This window comes from Bradyrhizobium sp. AZCC 2262 (assembly GCF_036924535.1).
GTDB lineage: Bacteria > Pseudomonadota > Alphaproteobacteria > Rhizobiales > Xanthobacteraceae > Bradyrhizobium.
Genome location: NZ_JAZHRT010000001.1, coordinates 4953875 through 4972979, shown reverse-complemented (window position 1 = coordinate 4972979; position 19105 = coordinate 4953875). Strand labels below are relative to the sequence as shown.

Annotated in this window: 15 protein-coding genes; 10 read left to right on the top strand and 5 right to left on the bottom strand. The window is 63.9% G+C overall.

The genetic code is table 11. The features are described from left to right. The first annotated feature begins 14 nt into the window (after positions 1-14). Positions 15-1835 (top strand): flavin-containing monooxygenase, encoded by a 1821-nt coding sequence (locus V1283_RS23550; protein ID WP_334388861.1) that lies wholly within the window; start codon positions 15-17, stop codon positions 1833-1835. A gap of 40 nt (positions 1836-1875) precedes the next feature. Then, positions 1876-3822 (top strand): alkyl/aryl-sulfatase, encoded by a 1947-nt coding sequence (locus V1283_RS23545; protein ID WP_334388860.1) that lies wholly within the window; start codon positions 1876-1878, stop codon positions 3820-3822. Positions 3823-3939: 117 nt separating this feature from the next. Here the strand turns inward: V1283_RS23545 and V1283_RS23540 are convergent, their stop codons facing one another. Further along, entirely contained in the window at positions 3940-5010 is a 1071-nt protein-coding gene (locus V1283_RS23540) for a glycosyltransferase family 4 protein (protein ID WP_334388859.1), read from the bottom strand. A 329-nt stretch (positions 5011-5339) separates the two neighbouring features. On the opposite strand from V1283_RS23540, the gene V1283_RS23535 reads away from it, so the two are divergent. The 4 genes from V1283_RS23535 (at position 5340) to V1283_RS23520 (ending at position 11298) form a co-directional block, all read left to right on the top strand. Beyond that, positions 5340-7103: an ABC transporter ATP-binding protein gene (locus V1283_RS23535; protein ID WP_334388858.1), complete on the top strand. Its 1764-nt coding sequence runs from the start codon at positions 5340-5342 to the stop codon at positions 7101-7103. A 66-nt stretch (positions 7104-7169) separates the two neighbouring features. After that, positions 7170-9368 carry an amylo-alpha-1,6-glucosidase gene (locus tag V1283_RS23530; protein ID WP_334388857.1) on the top strand — a complete coding sequence of 733 codons (2199 nt, stop codon included), beginning with the start codon at positions 7170-7172 and terminating at the stop codon, positions 9366-9368. Between the two features lie 41 nt (positions 9369-9409). Beyond that, positions 9410-9895, top strand: coding sequence for a PRC-barrel domain-containing protein (locus V1283_RS23525; RefSeq protein ID WP_334388856.1), 486 nt, complete (start codon positions 9410-9412; stop codon positions 9893-9895). A gap of 167 nt (positions 9896-10062) precedes the next feature. Continuing rightward, positions 10063-11298 carry an MFS transporter gene (locus tag V1283_RS23520; RefSeq protein WP_334388855.1) on the top strand — a complete coding sequence of 412 codons (1236 nt, stop codon included), beginning with the start codon at positions 10063-10065 and terminating at the stop codon, positions 11296-11298. Here the strand turns inward: V1283_RS23520 and V1283_RS23515 are convergent. Beyond that, positions 11264-12490: an MFS transporter gene (locus tag V1283_RS23515; protein ID WP_334388854.1), complete on the bottom strand. Its 1227-nt coding sequence runs from the start codon at positions 12488-12490 to the stop codon at positions 11264-11266. The genes V1283_RS23520 and V1283_RS23515 overlap by 35 nt on opposite strands. Positions 12491-12613: 123 nt before the next feature. Further along, complete coding sequence (locus tag V1283_RS23510; RefSeq protein ID WP_334388853.1) at positions 12614-13105, bottom strand: cupin domain-containing protein; 492 nt, start codon at positions 13103-13105, stop codon at positions 12614-12616. A 299-nt stretch (positions 13106-13404) separates the two neighbouring features. Here V1283_RS23510 and V1283_RS23505 point away from each other — a divergent pair, with 299 nt between their 5' ends. Together V1283_RS23505 and V1283_RS23500 are read left to right on the top strand one after the other, a co-directional pair. Further along, a complete protein-coding gene (locus tag V1283_RS23505; RefSeq protein WP_334388851.1) occupies positions 13405-13689 on the top strand; it encodes a hypothetical protein in 285 nt (94 codons plus the stop codon). 81 nt (positions 13690-13770) lie between these two features. Beyond that, positions 13771-14490 carry a peroxiredoxin-like family protein gene (locus tag V1283_RS23500; RefSeq protein WP_334388850.1) on the top strand — a complete coding sequence of 240 codons (720 nt, stop codon included), beginning with the start codon at positions 13771-13773 and terminating at the stop codon, positions 14488-14490. Between the two features lie 14 nt (positions 14491-14504). Here V1283_RS23500 and V1283_RS23495 read toward each other — a convergent pair whose 3' ends face one another. Further along, positions 14505-15407 carry a LysR family transcriptional regulator gene (locus V1283_RS23495; protein ID WP_334388849.1) on the bottom strand — a complete coding sequence of 301 codons (903 nt, stop codon included), beginning with the start codon at positions 15405-15407 and terminating at the stop codon, positions 14505-14507. A gap of 186 nt (positions 15408-15593) precedes the next feature. Here V1283_RS23495 and V1283_RS23490 point away from each other — a divergent pair, with 186 nt between their 5' ends. Together V1283_RS23490 and V1283_RS23485 are read left to right on the top strand one after the other, a co-directional pair. Continuing rightward, positions 15594-16418: a 3-hydroxybutyrate dehydrogenase gene (locus V1283_RS23490; RefSeq protein WP_334388848.1), complete on the top strand. Its 825-nt coding sequence runs from the start codon at positions 15594-15596 to the stop codon at positions 16416-16418. A 66-nt stretch (positions 16419-16484) separates the two neighbouring features. Continuing rightward, complete coding sequence (locus V1283_RS23485; RefSeq protein WP_334388846.1) at positions 16485-17648, top strand: patatin-like phospholipase family protein; 1164 nt, start codon at positions 16485-16487, stop codon at positions 17646-17648. A 6-nt stretch (positions 17649-17654) separates the two neighbouring features. On the opposite strand, the gene glgA is transcribed toward V1283_RS23485, so the two are convergent. Further along, entirely contained in the window at positions 17655-19082 is a 1428-nt protein-coding gene (gene glgA, locus V1283_RS23480; RefSeq protein WP_334388845.1) for a glycogen synthase GlgA, read from the bottom strand. Positions 19083-19105: the final 23 nt, after the last annotated feature.

Genomic DNA, 19105 nt, shown 5'->3' with positions numbered 1-19105 from the left:
AAGGGCGTCTTCGGATGACGATCACAGATCAACCCCGGGCCTCGCAGAACGCTTCGATCGCCAAGGAGCGGCTGCGCCAGAAATATCTGGAGGAGCGCAACAAGCGGCTGCGTCCCGATGGCAACGACCAGTATCTCCGCGTCGCAGGACAACTCGCGCATTATCTCGACGATCCCTATACGCCGGTCATCCCGCGCGATCCGAAGACCGACCATGTCACCTTTGCCTTCATCGGCGGCGGCTTTGCCGGGCTAGCCACCGCAGCGCGGCTGTCCGAAGCCGGCATCAGGGATGTCCGCATCATCGAAAAGGGCGGCGACTTCGGCGGCACCTGGTACTGGAACAGGTATCCGGGCGCGCAATGCGATACCGCGTCGATGGTGTATATGCCGCTGCTCGAAGAGACCGGCCACATGCCGTCGGAGAAGTATGCGCACGCGCCGGAAATCCTGGCGCACTGCCAGCGCATCGGCAAGCAATACGGTCTGTACGACAACGCGCTGTTTCACACCGAGGTCGTGAGCCTCGATTGGGACGAAGCACAATCTCGCTGGAATATCCGCACCACTCGCGGCGATGCCTTCAGCGCGCAGTTCGTCGGCATGGGGACGGGGCCGCTGCACGTGCCAAAACTTCCCGGCATCGAAGGTATCGAGTCCTTCAAGGGGCATTCGTTCCACACCAGCCGGTGGGATTACGACTACACCGGCGGCGACGCCAAGGGCGCGCTGATGGAGAAGTTGAAGGACAAGCGCGTCGGCATCATCGGCACCGGCGCTACTTCCGTGCAATGCGTGCCGCATCTCGCGCGCGCCTGCAAGGAGCTCTATGTGTTCCAGCGCACGCCATCCTCCGTCGATATCAGAGCCAATGCGCCGATCGATCCGAAATGGTTTGCAGGCGTAGCGACATCAGGCTGGCAGCAGCGCTGGCTGGAGAATTTTACCGCGAACCAGGCCGGCGGCTCCGCGGAAGAAGATCTGGTGCAGGACGGCTGGACCGATCTGTCGCGACGCATTCGCGCAAAAGTTATGGATTTGCCGCGCGAGCAGCGCACCCCGCCAAACATGCTGGCGGCGTTCGAGGATTCCGATTTCGAGAAGATGGAGGAAATCCGCGCCCGGGTCGATGCCATCGTCGGCGACCGCGAGACGGCCGCGAAGCTGAAAGCCTGGTATCGCCAGCTTTGCAAGCGGCCGTGCTTCCATGACGCGTATCTGCAGGCCTTCAACACGCCGGGCACGCATCTGATCGATACCGACGGCAAGGGCGTCGAGCGCATCACCGGGAACGGCGTCGTCGTCGCGGGCAAGGAATACGCGCTCGATTGCATCATCTATGCATCCGGCTTCGAAGTCGGCACCGAATACAAGCGGCGCGCTGGCTTCGATCTGACCGGCCGTGGCGGCGTCAAACTGTCGGACCATTGGGCCTCGGGCATGCGCACCAAGCACGGCATCCACGTCCATGGCTTTCCGAACGCGTTCTTCGTCCAGCCGACGCAAGGCGCCAATCTCATCTCCAACGTACCTCACAATCTGACCGAGGCGGCGAAGACGATCGCGTTGATGATCCGGCATGCCCAGGCGAACGGTCACAAGGAAATCGAAGTGAGAAAAGAGGCCGAGGACCACTGGGTCGAGCTGCTGCTGACCGGTGCGGGCCGCATGATCGGCTCGCCCGACTGCACGCCGGGCTACTACAACAATGAAGGGCGCGAGCCGGGTCGGGCGGCCAAGCTCAATGTCGGCCATCCGGCGGGACCGATGGCCTACTTCAAATATATCGACGGATGGCGCAACAGCGGCCAGTTCGAGGGGCTGCAGTTCCGCTGACGTCGTTCCGATTATTGTTTGCGCAAGGGAGTACAGAACAATGAGCCAACCAGCCTCCACGGAAACACCCAAGGAATCTCCGAAGCAGGCATCCGCTTCCGTCATCGCGCAGCACGCGGCGACGCTGAAGGCGCTGCCGTTCTCCGACGTCAGGGATTTCGACGACGCGGCGCGCGGCTTCCTCGGCACCGTGGAGAACGCGAAGATCACGTCGGCGCAGGGCAGGGTGGTCTGGAGTCTGGAGCCCTACGGCTTCCTCTCCGCCGAACAGGCGCCGCCGACGGTTGACCCCAGCCTGTGGCGGCAGTCGCGGCTCAACATGCATCACGGCCTGTTCGAAGTCGTACCCGGCGTCTATCAGGTGCGCGGGCTCGACATCGCCAACATGACGCTGATCGAGGGCGACAGCGGCGTGATCGTGGTGGACACGCTGACCTCGATCGAGGGCGCGCGGGCCGCGATGGAACTTTATTTCCAGCACCGCGGCAAGCGGCCGGTCGCCGCCGTGATCTTTACCCACACCCATACCGACCATTGGGGTGGCGCGCGGGGCGTGCTCGACGACGAAGCGCTCGCCGGCGGCAAGGTGCCGATCATTGCGCCCAATCTGTTCATGGAGCACGCAGTCTCCGAAAACATCATTGCGGGACCGGCGATGTTGCGCCGCGCGATGTATCAGTTCGGGCCACTGCTGGCGAAGGGCGTGCGCGGGCAGGTCGATTGCGGGCTCGGCAAGACCATGGCGGCGGGTGCGGTCGCGCTATTGCGCCCCACTGATCTGATCATCGCAACCGGTGACAAGCGAACCATCGACGGCGTGGAATTCGAATTCCAGATGGCGCCGAACAGCGAAGCACCGGCGGAAATGCATTTCTTCATCCCGCGCTACAAGCTTTTGAATCTCGCAGAAAACTGCACGCACAATTTCCACAATCTGTTGCCGTTCCGCGGCGCCGATGTACGCGACGCGCTGGCCTGGTCAAAGTATCTCGGCGAAGCCCTGCAGATGTGGGGCGGCAGGGCGGATGCGATGTGCGGTCAGCATCATTGGCCGGTCTGGGGGCATGAGCGGATCGACACCATGATCCGCCAGCAACGCGACCTCTATAAATTCGCGCATGACCAGACCATCCGCCTGATGAACCACGGGCTCACCGCTGCTGAAATCGCGGAGGCCATCCGCTTGCCGGCGAGCCTCGAAGGCGCCTGGCACGGCCGCGGCTATTACGGGCACATCAGGCACAATGTGAAGGCGATCTACCAGAAGTACCTCGGCTGGTACGACGCCAATCCAGTCAATCTCGATCCGCTGCCGCCGGTCGAGTCCGGAAGGAAATATGTCGCGTATATGGGTGGCGCGGAAGCGATCCTGGCGCGGGCGGCGAAGGATTTTGCCCGGGGCGAATTCCGCTTCGTGGCGCAAGCCGTGAGCCATCTGGTGTTTGCCGAGCCGGACAATCAGGCGGCGCGCGCGATGCTCGCCGATACGTTCGAGCAGCTCGGCTACGCTTCGGAGAGCTCGACCTGGCGCAACGCCTATCTGTTCGGCGCGCAGGAATTGCGACAGGGCATGCCCAAGGTGCCGCCGCGTTCGTCAATGCCGCGCGAAACGCTGGCCGCGCTGCGCACCGAACAGCTATGGGACGTGCTCGGCGTGCGCCTCAATGGCCCCAAGGCCGAAGGCAAGCGCATCGTGCTGAACTGGAATTTCACCGATACCCATGAGACCTTCATCCTCAACCTGGAAAACTGCGCGCTGACCTATGCCGCCGGCGCGCAGGCCGCCGACGCCGACGCCGGCTTCACGCTGGCGCGCGGCGTGCTCGACGAAGTGATCGCCAAGTTGACGACGTTTCCGGAAGCGGTCAGCTCCGGCAAGATCAAGGTGACAGGCAATCCGGTGCGGCTCGGCGAGTTGATGGCGCTGATGGATGAGTTTCCGCGAATGTTCGAGATCGTCGAACCGAAACGGACGGCCGTGAGCTGAAATAGGTCGTCATGCCCGGGCTTGTCCCGGGCATCCACGTCTTTCTCTTTGTGAAGGCAAAGACGTGGATGGCCGGGACAAGCCCGGCCATGACGGCGAGTGTGGTAGCGCCGCAGCCTATTCCGCGCTGCTGACCAGCTTGATCCGCGGCTCGGCTTCCTCCATCAGGCCGCGATAGGCGGCAAGATAGTCGAGCGCCATGCGGCGCGCGGTGAAGCGCTTTTCGAACTGCTTGCGGATGGCCGCCCGATCCAGCGTGGCGAGACGGCCGACCACGGCAACGGCGCTGGTTTCGTCTTCGACGACGAAGCCGGTGAGGCCGGGGTCGATGATCTCCGGGACCGAACCGCGGTTATAGGCTATAACCGGCGTGCCGCAGGCCATGGCTTCGATCATCACGAGGCCGAACGGCTCCGGCCAGTCGATCGGTACCAGAAGGCCGATCGCGCCACTGAGGAAATCGGGTTTCTCGCGGTCGCTGATCTCGCCGATGAATTCGACCAGCGGGCTGGCCTTGATGAGCGGGGAGATCAGCTCGTCGTAATATTCCTGGTCGGCGCGATCCACCTTGGCCGCGATCTTGAGCGGAATACCGCATCGGGTAGCGATACGGATGGCGCGATCCACGCCCTTTTCCGGCGCGATCCGCCCGAGCACCGCCAGATAGGACGGCTGAACCGGCTGCGGCGTCAGCAAATTCTCCGGCAATCCATGGTGAATGGTCCGCATCCAGTTGGCTTGCGGTACCGGCCGGCGCTGCGCGTTGGAAATCGATATCACGGGAATCTTGGAGAAGGTGGTGAACACCGGCTGATGCTCCGGCAGGTCCAGCCTGCCATGCAGAGTCGTCACGAACGGCGTCGGCTGCCGGTAGAACAGCGAGAATGGATAGTAATCGAGATGAAAGTGGAGAAAATCGAACTCCTCATCGTCACATTTCTGCCGCACGCGCTCCAGCATCTCCATATGTAGTGCGTAGGGGTCGCGGACCGAGCCGTCGAGGCGCAGTGCCTTCGGCCAGGCCGCGTCCAGTTTCGCCGAGGTGCGTGAATCGCCGCTGGCAAACAGCGTGACATCGTGCCCCAATGCCACAAGTTCCTCAGTTAGCCAGTGCACCACCCGCTCGGTGCCGCCGTACAATTTGGGGGGGACAGCCTCCGTCAGCGGGGCGACCTGCGCGATGCGCATATTTGCGTCTCCTGTTTGGAATGGTGGTTGAACAAAGCCCTCAGCCCCTTGATCGACACCGGCGTAGAAGGCCCGTGCCAAAACCGGCGTGTCAGTAACGGGAACGTTCCCGCATCTGCGAAGTTCCTTTAGTCAGCACATCTTGCTTCCTCCACACGGCTGTCTTGCTGATGCCATCTGACACGAACAGATTTAAGGCCGTCTCGATGCTGCAAAATTGTTGCGCGGTGATGGCCACGCGCGCGGAAACCCGAAGCGGCATTCTTCACGTCATCGTGTGCGATACGCGGTAGGGATTCTCGTTCACTCTCAACAGGTTTGCGGAACTCATGGACAATCTTTCAGGATATGTGCGACGCCCGTTTCCATTCGTGCTGCGCTATCTGCGCCGGCGTCGCGCGGCCCATGTGGTCATCGTGTCTGCCGTCGTTGGAGCGGTTGCCTGCTCGGTGGGCACGCAATACGGCGTGAAGAATCTGGTCGACAGCCTGACGGCCGGTTCGTCGCAAGCGAACAACGTATGGCTGGCATTCGCTTTTCTCATGTCGCTGATCGCGGCAGATAATCTGCTGTGGCGGGTCGCGAGCTGGACGGCGAGCTTCACCTTCGTCGGCGTCACCGGCGATCTCCGGCGCGATATGTTCCGCCATCTGACCGGTCACGCCCCCAGCTATTTCTCCGATCGGCTGCCGGGCATGCTGACCAGCCGTATCACCGCGACGTCGAATGCGGTGTTTACCGTTGAAAACATGTTTGTCTGGAACGTGCTGCCGCCGTGCATCGCGACCGTCTCGGCGATACTGCTGATCGGGACCGTCAGCCTGGCGATGTCCGCGGGGCTGATCGTCATCGCTGGTATCATGTTGATGGCGATGTTCCGCCTGGCTGCGGCAGGCAAGCCGCTGCATGACGACTTCGCCGACAAGGCGGCTGCGGTGGACGGCGAGATGGTCGACGTCATCAGCAACCTGCCGCTGGTCCGCGCATTCTGCGGCCTCAGCTACGAACACGACCGCTTCGACGCCACCGTCGAGCGGGAACTCGACGCCCGTGGACGCAGCCTGCGCTATCTCGAGAAGCTGCGGCTGCTTCACGCCGTCGTGACAATCGTATTGACGATTGCGCTGATGGCATGGGCCATCGCGCTCTGGCAGAACGGCGCGGCAACGACCGGCGACGTCGTGCTGGTCTGTACGCTCGGGCTTTCAATCCTGAGCGCGACGCGCGATCTTGCGGTGGCGCTGGTCGATGTGACCCAGCACGTCGCCCGCCTGACCGAAGCGATTGCGACCCTGTTGCTGCCGCACGAGCTGAAGGATCATCCGGAGGCCGAGCCGCTGATCCGCAGCGGCGCTGCCGTCGCCTTCAACAATGTCGCGTTCCACTATCCCGGCGGTGCTCAGGTGTTCGAAAAGTTCTCCTTGCGCATTCAGCCGGGACAACGGGTCGGGCTGGTCGGTCATTCCGGTGGCGGAAAATCCAGCCTGTTCGCGCTGTTGCAGCGGTTCTACGATATCCAGCGCGGCAGCGTCACGATCGACGGCCAGGACATTTCGCGGGTGACGCAGCAAAGCCTGCGCGAGGCGATCTCGGTGGTGCCGCAGGACATCTCGCTGTTCCACCGCTCGATCATGGAAAACATCCGCTACGGGCGGCCGAACGCGACCGATGACGAGGTGCTGCGCGCGGCGATCGCGGCGCGCTGCGATTTCATCGAGAATCTCCCCGAGGGCATGTCGACCATGGTCGGTGATCGCGGTATCAAGGTCTCCGGCGGGCAGCGGCAGCGCATCGCCATCGCGCGCGCCTTCCTGAAGGACGCGCCGATCCTGCTGCTGGATGAAGCGACCGCATCGCTCGACAGCGAATCCGAAGAGGCGATCCGCGAGGCGCTGTCTCGGCTGATGCGCGGGCGCACCGTGATTGCCATCGCCCATCGTCTCGCCACATTGCGCAATTTCGATCGCGTGGTGGTGCTGCAGGGCGGGCGAATCATCGAAGACGGACCGCCGGATATTCTCGTGCAGGGAAGGGGCCCTTACCGCGAATTGGTCGCGCGCGAAATGGGCCGCCTCGCCAGCCATGCGGCTTGAGCCGCGGCAGTAGCGTTTGCGTCCCGATGCGTCCGTCGCAACGCAAGAAAGTCGCTTGAGGTCCAAATGACGGCAGAAGTCACTCAACTCATCACCATTGAGGCTGCCGAACACGTCGCGGAATCTCCGTTCTACATCCCGATGACAGGCCCGGCGACGCGGCAGCGCCGCTCGCTCAAGCACGACGATACATTCATCGTCCTGGACAGCCATGGCGATATCGGCGCCTCTGCCGGCGGACCCGACGGTCTGTTCAACGCCGATACGCGCTATCTCGCCCGGCTGGAGATGGTGCTCGATGAAGTCCAGCCGCTGTTGCTCGGTTCCAATCTGCGCGACGACAATTCGGCGCTGACCGTCGATCTCACCAATTCCGACGTATACCGCAACGGCAGGCTGGCGCTGCAAAAGGACACGCTGCACATCGTGCGCTCGATTTTCCTGTGGCGCGGCACGGCCTACCAGCGTATCGCGCTGCAAAATCACGGCGACCGGCAGGCGAGCTTCGATCTGACACTGCTGTTCGACAATGATTTCGCCGATTTGTTCGAGGTGCGCGGCGAACGCCGGCCGCGTAGGGGGGTGGGCTCCAGCCGGTTGCTCGGCCCCGCCGATGTCGTGCTGGAATATAGCGGGCTCGACGGTCAGGTCCGCATTACCGCCCTGCATTTCGAGCCGCGGCCGACACGGCTGGCCACCCACTCGGCGACCTTTCATTTCGAACTGGAGCCGAAGGAAGCGACCGCATTGTTCGTCGCGGTATCCTGCAACAAGCCGATCATGCAGAAGCCGGCGCCGTTCTTCCGCGGCCTGTTGGCGCACCGTCGCGAGATGCGGCGCTCGACATCGGGCGCGGCCAGCATCGAGACCTCGAACGATATTTTCAACGAGGTGCTGTGCCAGGCGATGGCCGACCTCAACATGCTGATGACGGAAACGCCGCAGGGGCGATATCCTTATGCGGGGATCCCCTGGTATTCGACCACGTTCGGCCGCGACGGACTGATCACCGCGCTGCAGATGCTGTGGGTCGATCCGCGCATTGCCCAGGGCGTGCTGCGGCGGCTCGCTTTCTTCCAGGCCAAGACCACAGATCCGCTCGCCGATGCCGAGCCCGGCAAGATTTTGCACGAGATGCGTGGCGGCGAGATGGCCGCGCTGCGTGAGGTGCCGTTCGCGCAGTATTACGGCAGCGTCGATTCGACCTCGCTGTTCGTGCTGCTGGCCGGCCTCTATGTCGAGCGCACCGGCGACGAGGCAACGCTGGCCGAGCTATGGCCGGCGATCGAGGCGGCGCTGCGATGGATCGACGGTCCCGGCGATCCCGACAAGGACGGGTTCGTCGAGTATCAGCGCGCCACCGAGCAGGGGCTTGCGAACCAGGGCTGGAAGGATTCCTTCGACGCGATCTTTCATGCCGATGGGCAGCTCGCCGAAGGCTATATCGCGCTGGCGGAGGTTCAGGGATATGTCTTTGCCGGCAAGCGGCTGGCGGCGCGCTGCGCCCGGCGCCTGGGATTGATCGAGCAGGCGGCGCAGCTCGAATCCGCAGCCCTGCTTCTCGCCGACCGCTTCGAGCAGGCGTTCTGGTGCGAGGAGCTCGGCACCTATGCGCTGGCGCTCGACGGCGCCAAGCGGCCGTGCAAGGTGCGAACGTCCAATGCCGGCCAGCTTCTTTTCACCGGCATCGTCCGAACCGAGCGTGCCCGACGGGTCGCGGCCGATCTGATGAGCCAGAAGTTCTTTTCGGGATGGGGCATCCGCACCGTTGCGCGCGGCGAAGCCCGCTACAACCCGATGTCCTATCACGATGGATCGATCTGGCCGCACGACAATGCGCTGATCGCGCTCGGCTTCGCGCGCTACGGCCTGAAGCATTCGGTGGCGCAGCTGTTCAGGGGCCTGTTCGATACCGCCAGCTACATGGATCTGCGGCGGCTGCCGGAATTGTTCTGCGGATTCCAGCGCGAAAGGCGGCGCGGACCGGTGCTCTATCCCGTCGCCTGCGCGCCGCAGGCATGGGCCAGCGCGACGCCGTTCAGCCTGCTGGAAGCGGCGCTGGGTCTCGAGTTCGACGCTGCGCGCGGCGAGATCCGTCTGCGCGATCCGCATCTGCCGGAATTCCTCAACGAGGTGCTGTTGCGTGATCTGAAGCTCGGGCCTTCCAGCGTCGACTTGAGGGTTCGCCGCCACGGCGATGAAGTATCGCTTGAGGTGGTGCGAACGCGCGGTCAGATTCAGGTGTCGATCGTATTGACGCATTAGGAGCCATGCGCGGCTCGTGCATCTAAAAGTCAGGAGACCACATGCGCATTGGTATTCTCATCCTGTTTCTGATCGCTGGATTAGCCGGCAGCCCGGCGGCTTCAGCGGCGGAGGACACCGGCACGACACAGGGTACCCGCACCGCGCCGCCGGACGCCGCAAAGGAGCCCGCGCCTCCGCCATCGGTGACGGTGATCGGCGCCAGGGATGCCCACGGCATCCTCGGCCGCGAAGTTCGCAGCGCGGCGAACGAGGATATGGGGCGGGTCGTCGATGTGATCGTGGACCGCGAGGGCAATGTGCGCGCGGCGGTGATCGATTTCGGCGGTTTTCTCGGCGTCGGCAGCCGGAAGATCGTTGTTGACTGGGGCGCGCTGCGTTTCGGCGGCGTCGCCAACAAGCGTGACAGCATCACGCTCGAGCTGACCAAGGCGCAGGTCTCGGCGGCGCCCGAATACAAGGAGGACGCGCCGGTCATCGTGCTCGGTGCGGCCGGCCGCCTGCAGCCGTGGGATTTCGATCACTAGAGCATGATCCGGAAAATTGGGTACCGGGTTTCCTCGGGACCAACGCGAAGCATTGGCCCGGAGATCACACTTAAATAAGGAGCAGCAGCCTGGTCGCGCGTCCATCCCCATCGTTCGATCGGATTGACGACGGTCGCCACGGGCGATCCGCCGGGCAAGGCAACGTCGTGCCGCTGCCGCCCGCGCCGGGCGGCAAGCCAAAACCGTCGCGCGAAAGCCAGCGCGGTCTCGACTGGTTCATCTTCTTTCTTGCCGACGTCCAGACCGGCTTCGGTCCGTTCATTGCGGTCTATCTGACCACGCAGAAATGGACGCAGGTCGAGATCGGTTTCGTGCTGTCGATCGCCGGCATTGTCGGCCTGCTCGGGCAGATGCCGGGCGGCGCCATCGTCGACTACGCGCGTTCCGAGCGGCTGATGGCGGGTCTGGCGGTCGCCACCATCGGCTGCGTCGCGCTGGCCTATGCGCTATGGCCGATCTTCCCGGTGGTGACGGTGGCGGCGATTCTGCATGCGTTGGCGAGCTGCGTGCTGGGTCCGGCGATCGCGGCGATCAGTCTTGGCCTGGTCGGGCCGTTCGCGATCGGGGAGCGGCTTGGGCGCAATGCCCGCTTCGCTTCGCTCGGCAACGGCTCGGCGGCGGCGCTGATGGGCGCGACCGGCTACCTGCTGTCGAGCCGGTCGGTGTTTCTCGTGACCTTCATGCTGGCGATTCCGACGTTGCTGGCGCTCTCGCGCATCCGCGAGCAGGAGATCGACGTGGCGCAATGCCACGGCGCCGTCGTGCGCGAGGTTCCCGATAAAGAGGCCACCAGCGTGTTCCATCTGCTGCGCCAGCGCCCGCTGCTGATCTTTGCGGGCGGCGTGCTGCTGTTTCAGCTCGCGAACGCCGCCATGCTGCCGCTGATGGCCGGCGTCGTCACCACGCGGTCGAGCCAGTGGGCGCCGGTGCTGATTGCAGCGTGCATCATCGTGCCGCAGGCCATCGTCGCGCTGGCCTCGCCCTCGGTCGGGCGCAAGGCGCAGGCGTGGGGTAGGCGGCCGCTCCTGCTGCTGGCGTTCGGCGCGCTGGCGATCCGTGGCTTGCTGTTTGCGGTGGTGAGCGATCCCTACCTCCTGGTCGCCGTGCAGGTGTTCGACGGCATCACCGCGGCGGTGCTCAGCGTAATGGTGCCGCTGATCGTGGCCGATGTCGCCTTCGGAAGCGGCCACTTCAATCTGGCGCAAGGCATCGTCGGGACCGCGACCGGCATTGGCGCGTCGCTGAGCACGGTGCTCGCGGGCTATATCAGCGACACTTTTGGCAGCAGCACAGCCTTCACCGGCCTGGCCGGGATCGCAGCCGTTGGCTTGACGGTGATCTGGCTGTTCATGCCGGAGACCCGGCGGACCGAGGAAGCGTGAGGCGCGCAGCCAATAGCGCCGCGATAGCCAGTGACGCGCCGACGCCGGCGACGCAGGCGGTCCATCCCAAGCGGTCGAACAACTGGCCGAGCACGGCGCTGCCGGCGAGGCCGCCGAAAAAATAGCAGGCAAGATAGGTTCCGCTGGCAATGCCGCGGCTGTCGCTGGCGGCCTGGCCTACGAAGCCGGTGGCGCAGGCCTGCGCGAAGAACGTGCCGACGCCGACCAGCACCATACCGGTCAGCACCTCGGCCAGATGCCAAGACAGCAGCAGCGGCAGACCCACAGCGGCGACCGCAAGCGCGCCCCAGATCGTCGCTCGCGTGCCGAAGCGCGCCACCGCCTTGCCGGCGAACAGCGTCGTGACGACTGATGGCGCGAACACGAAATAGACAAAGCCGAGATCCATCCGCCCGAGCGACAGCGGCGCGCGCACCAGCACGAAATTCACGAAGGTGAAGATGCCGATAAACGCAAACAGGATGCAGAAGCCAATGGCAAAGGTCGAGCGCAGCGCCGGATTGCGCCAATGCTCGATCGTCGCGGCAAACGGCGATTGCGTCGGGGACATCGCGTGCATCGGCTTGACGCGCTGGATGGTGAAGTAGACCAGCACCGCACCGGCAAGATTGAGCAGCGTGAAGAAGTAGAAGTTCGAGGCCAGCCCGAGCGTATCGACGAGGGCGGCCGACACCAGCCGTCCGATCAGATTGCTGGCGACGTTGCCGGTGATGTAGGCCGCGAACGCGCCACCCGCATCCATCGAACTGCATTGCTCGCCGAGATAGGCGAGCGTCAGTGCAAACGCCGAGGCCATGCAGAGGCCCTGCGCGACGCGCAGCACCGTGAATATGGTGAGATCGGGAGCGCTCGCCAGCAGCGCGGTAGGGATCGCGAGCAGGACGAGGCTTACCAGAATGCCGAGCCGGCGGTCGATGTGCGGGCTCAGGAAGCCGACCACGAGCCCCGCGACCGCCATGCCCATGGTGCTCGCGTTGACCGCAAAGCCCATCGCGGCGGGGGTGACGTTGTAATGCCGGGTCAGCGAGGGAAGGATCGCCTGGGTGGCGAACAGATCGACCACGGTCAGGAATGCCGTGAGGCCGATGACGAGGGACCGCAGCACCACGCCGGGTGAATGGCCGTGCATTTCCATCGCTTTCGTTTTCATTTGCGCGGAGATGGCGGTCATGGCGCTTCTCGATGTTACGCTTGAGAAAAGAAGGATGTGACGCCTGGGCGTGTGGGGCGACACGCGGGACCCCAGGACGTCACATCCAGCAACGAGACGTCGGGTGGCGCTCGTTACAGCTCCTTACATGTTGTGGTCGTGCGGATCCTTGCGGACGTCGCCGACATAGAGAATGACGGTCTCCTTGCCGAGATTCTTCCACCAGTGCGAGGTACCGGCGACTTCCGGCCTGATCTCGCCGGCCTTGTGCACGATCGGCTCGGCGCAGTTGCTGGCGTATTCGACGATCTCGCCCTGCTGGACGAAGATCAGCGCGGGGCGGTCGTCATGGCTGTGCCAGGGCACGATGCCACCGGGCTCGATCGTCAGCTTGCGGAAGCGCAGCTCGCGATCCCTGATGTTGGCCGGCTGCTTCTCGAGGTTGATTGCGCCGAGCGTGACGTCGGTGACGCCGACCGGCTTGGTGTCGACCATCGGGCGGACATTGGGCTGCATCTTGCCGGCCGGGCATTCGCCCGCGATGGCGGTCGAGGTAGCTGCAATTGAACCAGCAATCATTCCGGCGAGTGCGAGGCCTTGCCAGATGGTGCGTGACTTAATGCTTGATATGAACATGTCGTGGTCTCCTCTGTTTCTGTCTTATGCCTTGGCCCCGGAATAATTTGGCCGGCTACATCAGGACAATCATTGAAATCGCGCATCGGAGGAAATGCCGGTTGGCTCTCGACTCCATAGCGCAGCGCTATGTGCGGCTCAGCCGTGGCCGAGCATGTGCCTCGTCGGCCATTGGCTGGCGCTCAATACGTCGCGGCTATCGAACCGATTGTGCAACGGCATTTCTCATTCAGGTCAGGCGGCCCTTTGATGGGTTAGCGCCCGATTGGCGGGCGTCACCATCCATCCAGAGGAAGCCCATGAAAGCCTTTTCCAAGACCCTGATTGCCGCTGCGGCGTTCGCTGCCATTGCCACCACGGCCTTCTCGCAAGTTCCCTGGGAATTCAATCCGGGCATGGCCTACATGTATGCCGGCCCCGGCAAGATGTCGGCGATGGCCATGGCGGCGACGCCCAAGAACCACGACGCGATGATGAAGAACGCCAGGAAGGTGCCTGCGAACACCGTGTTCTTCATGGACAAGGGCCAGCTCTACTCGGCCTCCGGCATGCTCGACCCGACCGGCAACTTCTATCTGCCCTGAGCCTTTCGGTGCCGCGGCGTTTGGGCCGCCCTTGCGGGGCGGCCCGGAACGGAAAATAATACTGATCTGCCGGAGCACACCATGACAACGACGCTATCATCAGCCAATGCCGAACGTCTCAAGCAGGCGTTCCAGCACTGCCGTGACATGGAAGGCACCTTGCGCGACCAGCTCGAGGCCTACGCCGCGGCAGGGCGGGAGATCTTTCCGGCCTATGGCGAGGCGGTCGACCGGCTGGTCACGCGGCTCAATGAGAACGGCGGCGGCGAAAACGCGCCGCGGCCGGGCGAGGTGATGCCGCCGTTCCTGCTGCCGGATGAGACCGGCCGGCTGGTCAGCCTGAAATCATTGATCGACCACGGCCCGGTTGCGGTGATGTTTTATCGCGGTCACTGGTGCCCTTATTGCCGGCTGAATGTGCGGGCGGTGATCCAGGCCCAGGATCGGATCAAGGCGTTGGGTGCGCAAACCGTTGCGATCATGCCGGAGACGCAGGCCTATGCTGAAAAATTCAAGTCCGAGGCGGAAGCGCCGTTTCCGGTGCTGACCGACCTCGACAATGGCTACGCGCTGTCGCTCAATCTTGCGATCTGGCTCGGCAGCGAAATCCAGCGGTTGCTGTCATACCAGGATATGGCGAGCTTCCAGGGCAATGATGGCTGGGTGTTGCCGATCCCCGCGACCTTCGTGGTCGGCCGCGACGGATTGGTGAAGGCCCGCTTTGTCGATCCCGATTTCCGCAAGCGCATGGAAATCGACGACCTGATCGCCGCGCTGAAGAGCGCGAGTGAAGAACGGTAGCGCCACACCATCCCTCAGGCGCCTGCGGTCTTGCCGATGAATTGCTGCCAGTCGGCGCCGCGCAGCATGCGCATCACCGCGGACGCCACCGCCGTCCGTTCACGCCCGGCAACGCCATAGAGGTTCACGGTTCGCCGCGCATCCAGCCCCTCGACGGCGGCTCGCTTCAGCGTCGGCGGGATCGAGGCGGTGTCGGGCACCACGGCGACGCCGATATCGGCTTCCAGCAGTTCGATCAAATCGCGTTCGGAGGCGATCTCGTGGCTGCGATCCACATCGAGGCCGTGCTCGCGAAGCGAAGCGTTCACCCGCGCGCCATGCTCGCAATAGTTTCGCGAGAGCAATTGTTCAGCGCGAAGATCGCCAAACTCGATTTTGTCGCGCGCCGCCAGCGGATGGTTTTTGTTGACGACGAGCTGAAAGTTTTCCGTGAACAGCGGCCAGGTGTCGAGCCGCTCCCATTCCTCGCTGATTTCGGCGGCAATGCCGAGCTCGGCTTCGCCCCGCTTGAGAAACTCGGCGACTTCGCGGGCGTTGCCGCGCAGAAAGCGGAGCTCCAGCCGATTGAACAGCCGCTTGATCTGGTCGAGATGCGGAATCAGCAACGACAGATCGACGGAATGGGTCAGCGCGATCCGGAGCGCGCCGACTTCGCCGCTCTTGAAGGACGAGGCAAGTTCGCGCGCCCCTGTCGCCGCCTCGTAGCATTGCTTGAGCAGCGGATGCATGCGCTGGCCGAGTTCGGTCAATTGTGCAGCGGGGCGCTCGCGGCGAAACAGGTCGCCGCCGAGTTCGGCTTCGAGTTGCTTGATGGCTCGCGTCAGCGACGGTTGCGTGACGTTGCACTCGTCGGCCGCGCGCGTGAAGTTGAGTACACGCGCAACCGCAAGGAAGTAGCGAACCTGATGCATCTCCATGGTCGTGCCCCGGTCAATGGTGCGCAAAACGTACCCGATCGCGGCGTCCGGCGACACCATAACCGCGATAGCGCCAGCGTATGGTTTTGGAAGCCAAACGGCATTTCCTTGCATGAAGGCCGCCGGGCAGGGTGGGGCGGAGATGGTCAGCGTAAGGCGCTGAATCCTCAACCCGAAAGGACGGCCATGAATATTCAGCTCAAAACCCAGGGTGCTGCGGCCGAGCGGCCGCTGGCCGGCAAGGTCTCGCTTGTCACGGGTTCGACCAGCGGCATCGGGCTCGGGATTGCCCGCGCGCTGGCGGAAGCCGGCTCGGCGGTCGTGCTGAACGGCCTCGGCGTCGCCGCCGAGATCAACCGGACCAAAGACCAGTTGGCCGCCGATTTCGGTGTCGAGGTCAGCTATTCCCCGGCCGACATGACGAGCCCGGAAGCGATCGTCGAAATGATCACGGCTTCCGTCGCCGTTCACGGGCGGCTCGATATTCTGGTCAACAATGCCGGCATCCAATATGTCGCGCCGCTCGACCGGTTTCCGGTCGAGAAATGGAATGCGATCCTGGCGATCAACCTGTCGTCGGCGTTTCACACCATACGGCTGGCGTTGCCGGCGATGCGCCAGAACAAGTTCGGGCGGATCGTCAACATCGCGTCCGCGCATGGATTGGTCGGCTCGCCCTTCAAGGCGGCCTATGTCGCGGCCAAGCACGGCATCGTCGGCCTGACCAAGGTGACCGCGCTGGAGACCGCCGAGGACGGCATCACCTGCAATGCGATCTGCCCGGGTTACGTCTATACGCCGCTGGTGGAGGCGCAGATCGACAGCCAGGCCAGGGCGCACGGCATCTCCCGCGAGAAAGTCATTCACGACGTGTTGCTGGCGCAGCAGCCCAACAAGCATTTTGCCAGCGTTGAGGAATTGGGCGCCTTGACCGTGTTTCTGGCAACCGATGCGGCGGGATCGATCACCGGGACTGCGCTGCCGGTTGACGGTGGCTGGACCGCACACTGAAGCGTGAACGTAACATCGGCAAGCCGCGCGCGAACATCAGAACGCGCGATGCGGAAGGAGCACGACATGAGCGACGTGAACCACAGCAATTCCTCGCCGACCTTGCGGTCACTGGCCAGGTCCGAGCCGGGTCAGGTCGTGCTGGTGCTGCAGGGCGGTGGCGCGCTCGGCTCCTATCAGGCCGGCGTCTATCAGGCCCTGCATGAGGCCGGGATCGAGCCGGACTGGATCATCGGCACCTCGATCGGCGCCGTCAACGCCAGCCTGATCGCCGGCAATGCGCCGCGGAACCGGTTGTCGCGCCTGCGCGAATTCTGGAAGAAGGTGGAACAGAATCCGATCTGGAGTTTTCGCGACATCTTTCCGGGCTTCAACGAAAAGCTCTCTTACTGGTCGACGGTGACCAACGGCATTCCCGGCTTCTTCCGGCCCAACCCGCTGGCCCATGCCGGCGACAGCTATCCGCTCGGCGCCGACAATGCCGGCTATTACTCGACCTCGCCGCTGGCGGCGACGCTGACCGAGCTGGTGGATTTCAACCTGGTCAATCAATGCACCCCGCGCCTGACGGTGGGCGCCGCCCATGTCCGCACCAGCCAGATGCGCTATTTCGACAGCCGCGATGGCGAACTCGGCGTCAGGCACATCATGGCGTCGGGCGCGCTGCCGCCGGCGTTCCCGGCGGTGCGCATCGACGGCGAACTCTATTGGGATGGCGGCATCTTGTCGAACACGCCGACGGAGGCCGTGTTCGACGACAATCCGCGCAAGAACTCGCTGATCTTCGCCGTGCATCTGTGGAATCCGTCCGGGCCTGAGCCGACCACGATGGCAGAGGTGCTGAACCGCCACAAGGACGTGCAGTATTCGAGCCGGATCGCCAGCCACATCGCCCGCCAGCAGCAGGCGCACCGGCTGCGTCATGTCATCAACCAGCTCGCCGCGCGCTTGCCGGAGGCCGAGCGCCAGAGCGAGGCGGTGAGGGAACTCACAGGTTACGGCTGCCCGACCCGGATGCATGTGGTGAGGCTGCTCGCCCCGCAGCTCAGCCGCGAGGACCACACCAAGGACATCGACTTCAGTCCGTCCGGCATCATGCAACGCTGGGACGCCGGCTACCGCCACACCAAATCGGTGCTCGAAAAGAAGCCCTGGGTCGGCGAGTTCGACCCGCTCTCCGGCGTCATCCTTCATGAGCAGATGGAAGTCATGCCGGAAGCGGCGGAATAATCGGAATCACGCGAGGATGGAGGGCGCGATCGTCTTGCGGTACAGCGCGCTGTAGCAGGCGGCCGATAGATCCCAGCTAAAGGATCGCGCCATGGCGCTGCGCCGCATCGCATCGAGGCGATCCTTGGCGCGGAACGCGTCGAACGCGCGCCTGACGCCGCCGAGGAAAGATTCCGCCGACGGCTGCGAAAACAGGAATCCGGTTTCGCCGTCCTTGATGGTCTCCGCCAGCCCGCCGGTCTGGTGACCGATCGGCAGCGATCCGAACCGCTGCGCGTACATCTGGCTCAACCCGCACGGTTCGAACCGCGACGGCATCAGCGTGAAATCGCTGCCGGCAAAAATTCGTCGCGCCTGGGCGTCGTTGAAACCGATGGTGACGCCTATCGCATCTGGTCTGCGGCGGTGCGCGTTGACCAGCGCCTGTTCGATCTGGAACTCGCCGCTGCCGGTCACCACGATCTGCCCGCCCGCCTCGATGATTTCGTCGGCCGCGGACAGGACGAGATCGACGCCCTTCTGGTGAACCAGACGGGCAACCAGGCCGAACAGTGGACCGCGCGACAGCGCCAGGCCAAACTGCTTGCGCACGTAATCGGCATTGGCCTGCTTGCCCTCCCAGTCGCCGGGGGCGAAGGTCTGCGCCAGATGCGCGCAGGCGCTGGGATCCCAGCTTTCGTCGATGCCGTTCAGGATGCCGGTTAGTTGCGCGGCATTCGAGCGACGCTGCAGCAGACCTTCCAGCCCGCAGCCGAGTTCGCGCGTCGTGATCTCCTTCGCATAGGTGGCGCTGACGGTGGTCAGGTGCGAGGCATAGACGAGGCCGCCCTTGAGGAACGAGACATGGTCGTAGAACTCGAGCCCGTCGATATGGAAGGAGCTTTCGGGCGCCCCGATCCGGCGCAGCGAGTCCGGCGGGAACAGCCCTTGATAGGCGAGGTTGTGGATGGTCAGGATCGAGGGGACCTTTGAGCCCCTCCATGCCAGATAGGCCGGCGCCAGCGCAGCCTGCCAGTCGTTGGCATGAACCAGGTCTGCTGCCCAATTCTTGTCCAGGGTGCCCGCGGCAAGTTCGGCGGCGGCGGATGCGAAGCGGCCGAACCTGACGTCGTTGTCCGGCCAGTCGCGCCCGGATTCGTCGCCATAGGGGTTACCCGGACGGTCGTAAAGTTGCGGGCAGAGCAGGACGTAAACCGGCAGACCATCCTTGGTCGCTGCCCGCCCGAGCGAACAGGCCGGCATCTCTGCGAGAGAGGGGCATTCTCCAACGATTTCAATGTGGGTGAACTGTTCGACGATGTCCCGATAACCGGGCAGCATGATCCGGACGTCACTCCAGCGGCGCAGCGCCCGGGGTAGCGCCGCGGATACGGCAGCAAGCCCGCCCACCCGGACAAAGTCATCCATTTCAGTGGTAACGAACAAGACCTTCAAGGCAAACGCCCTCGTACCAGCCG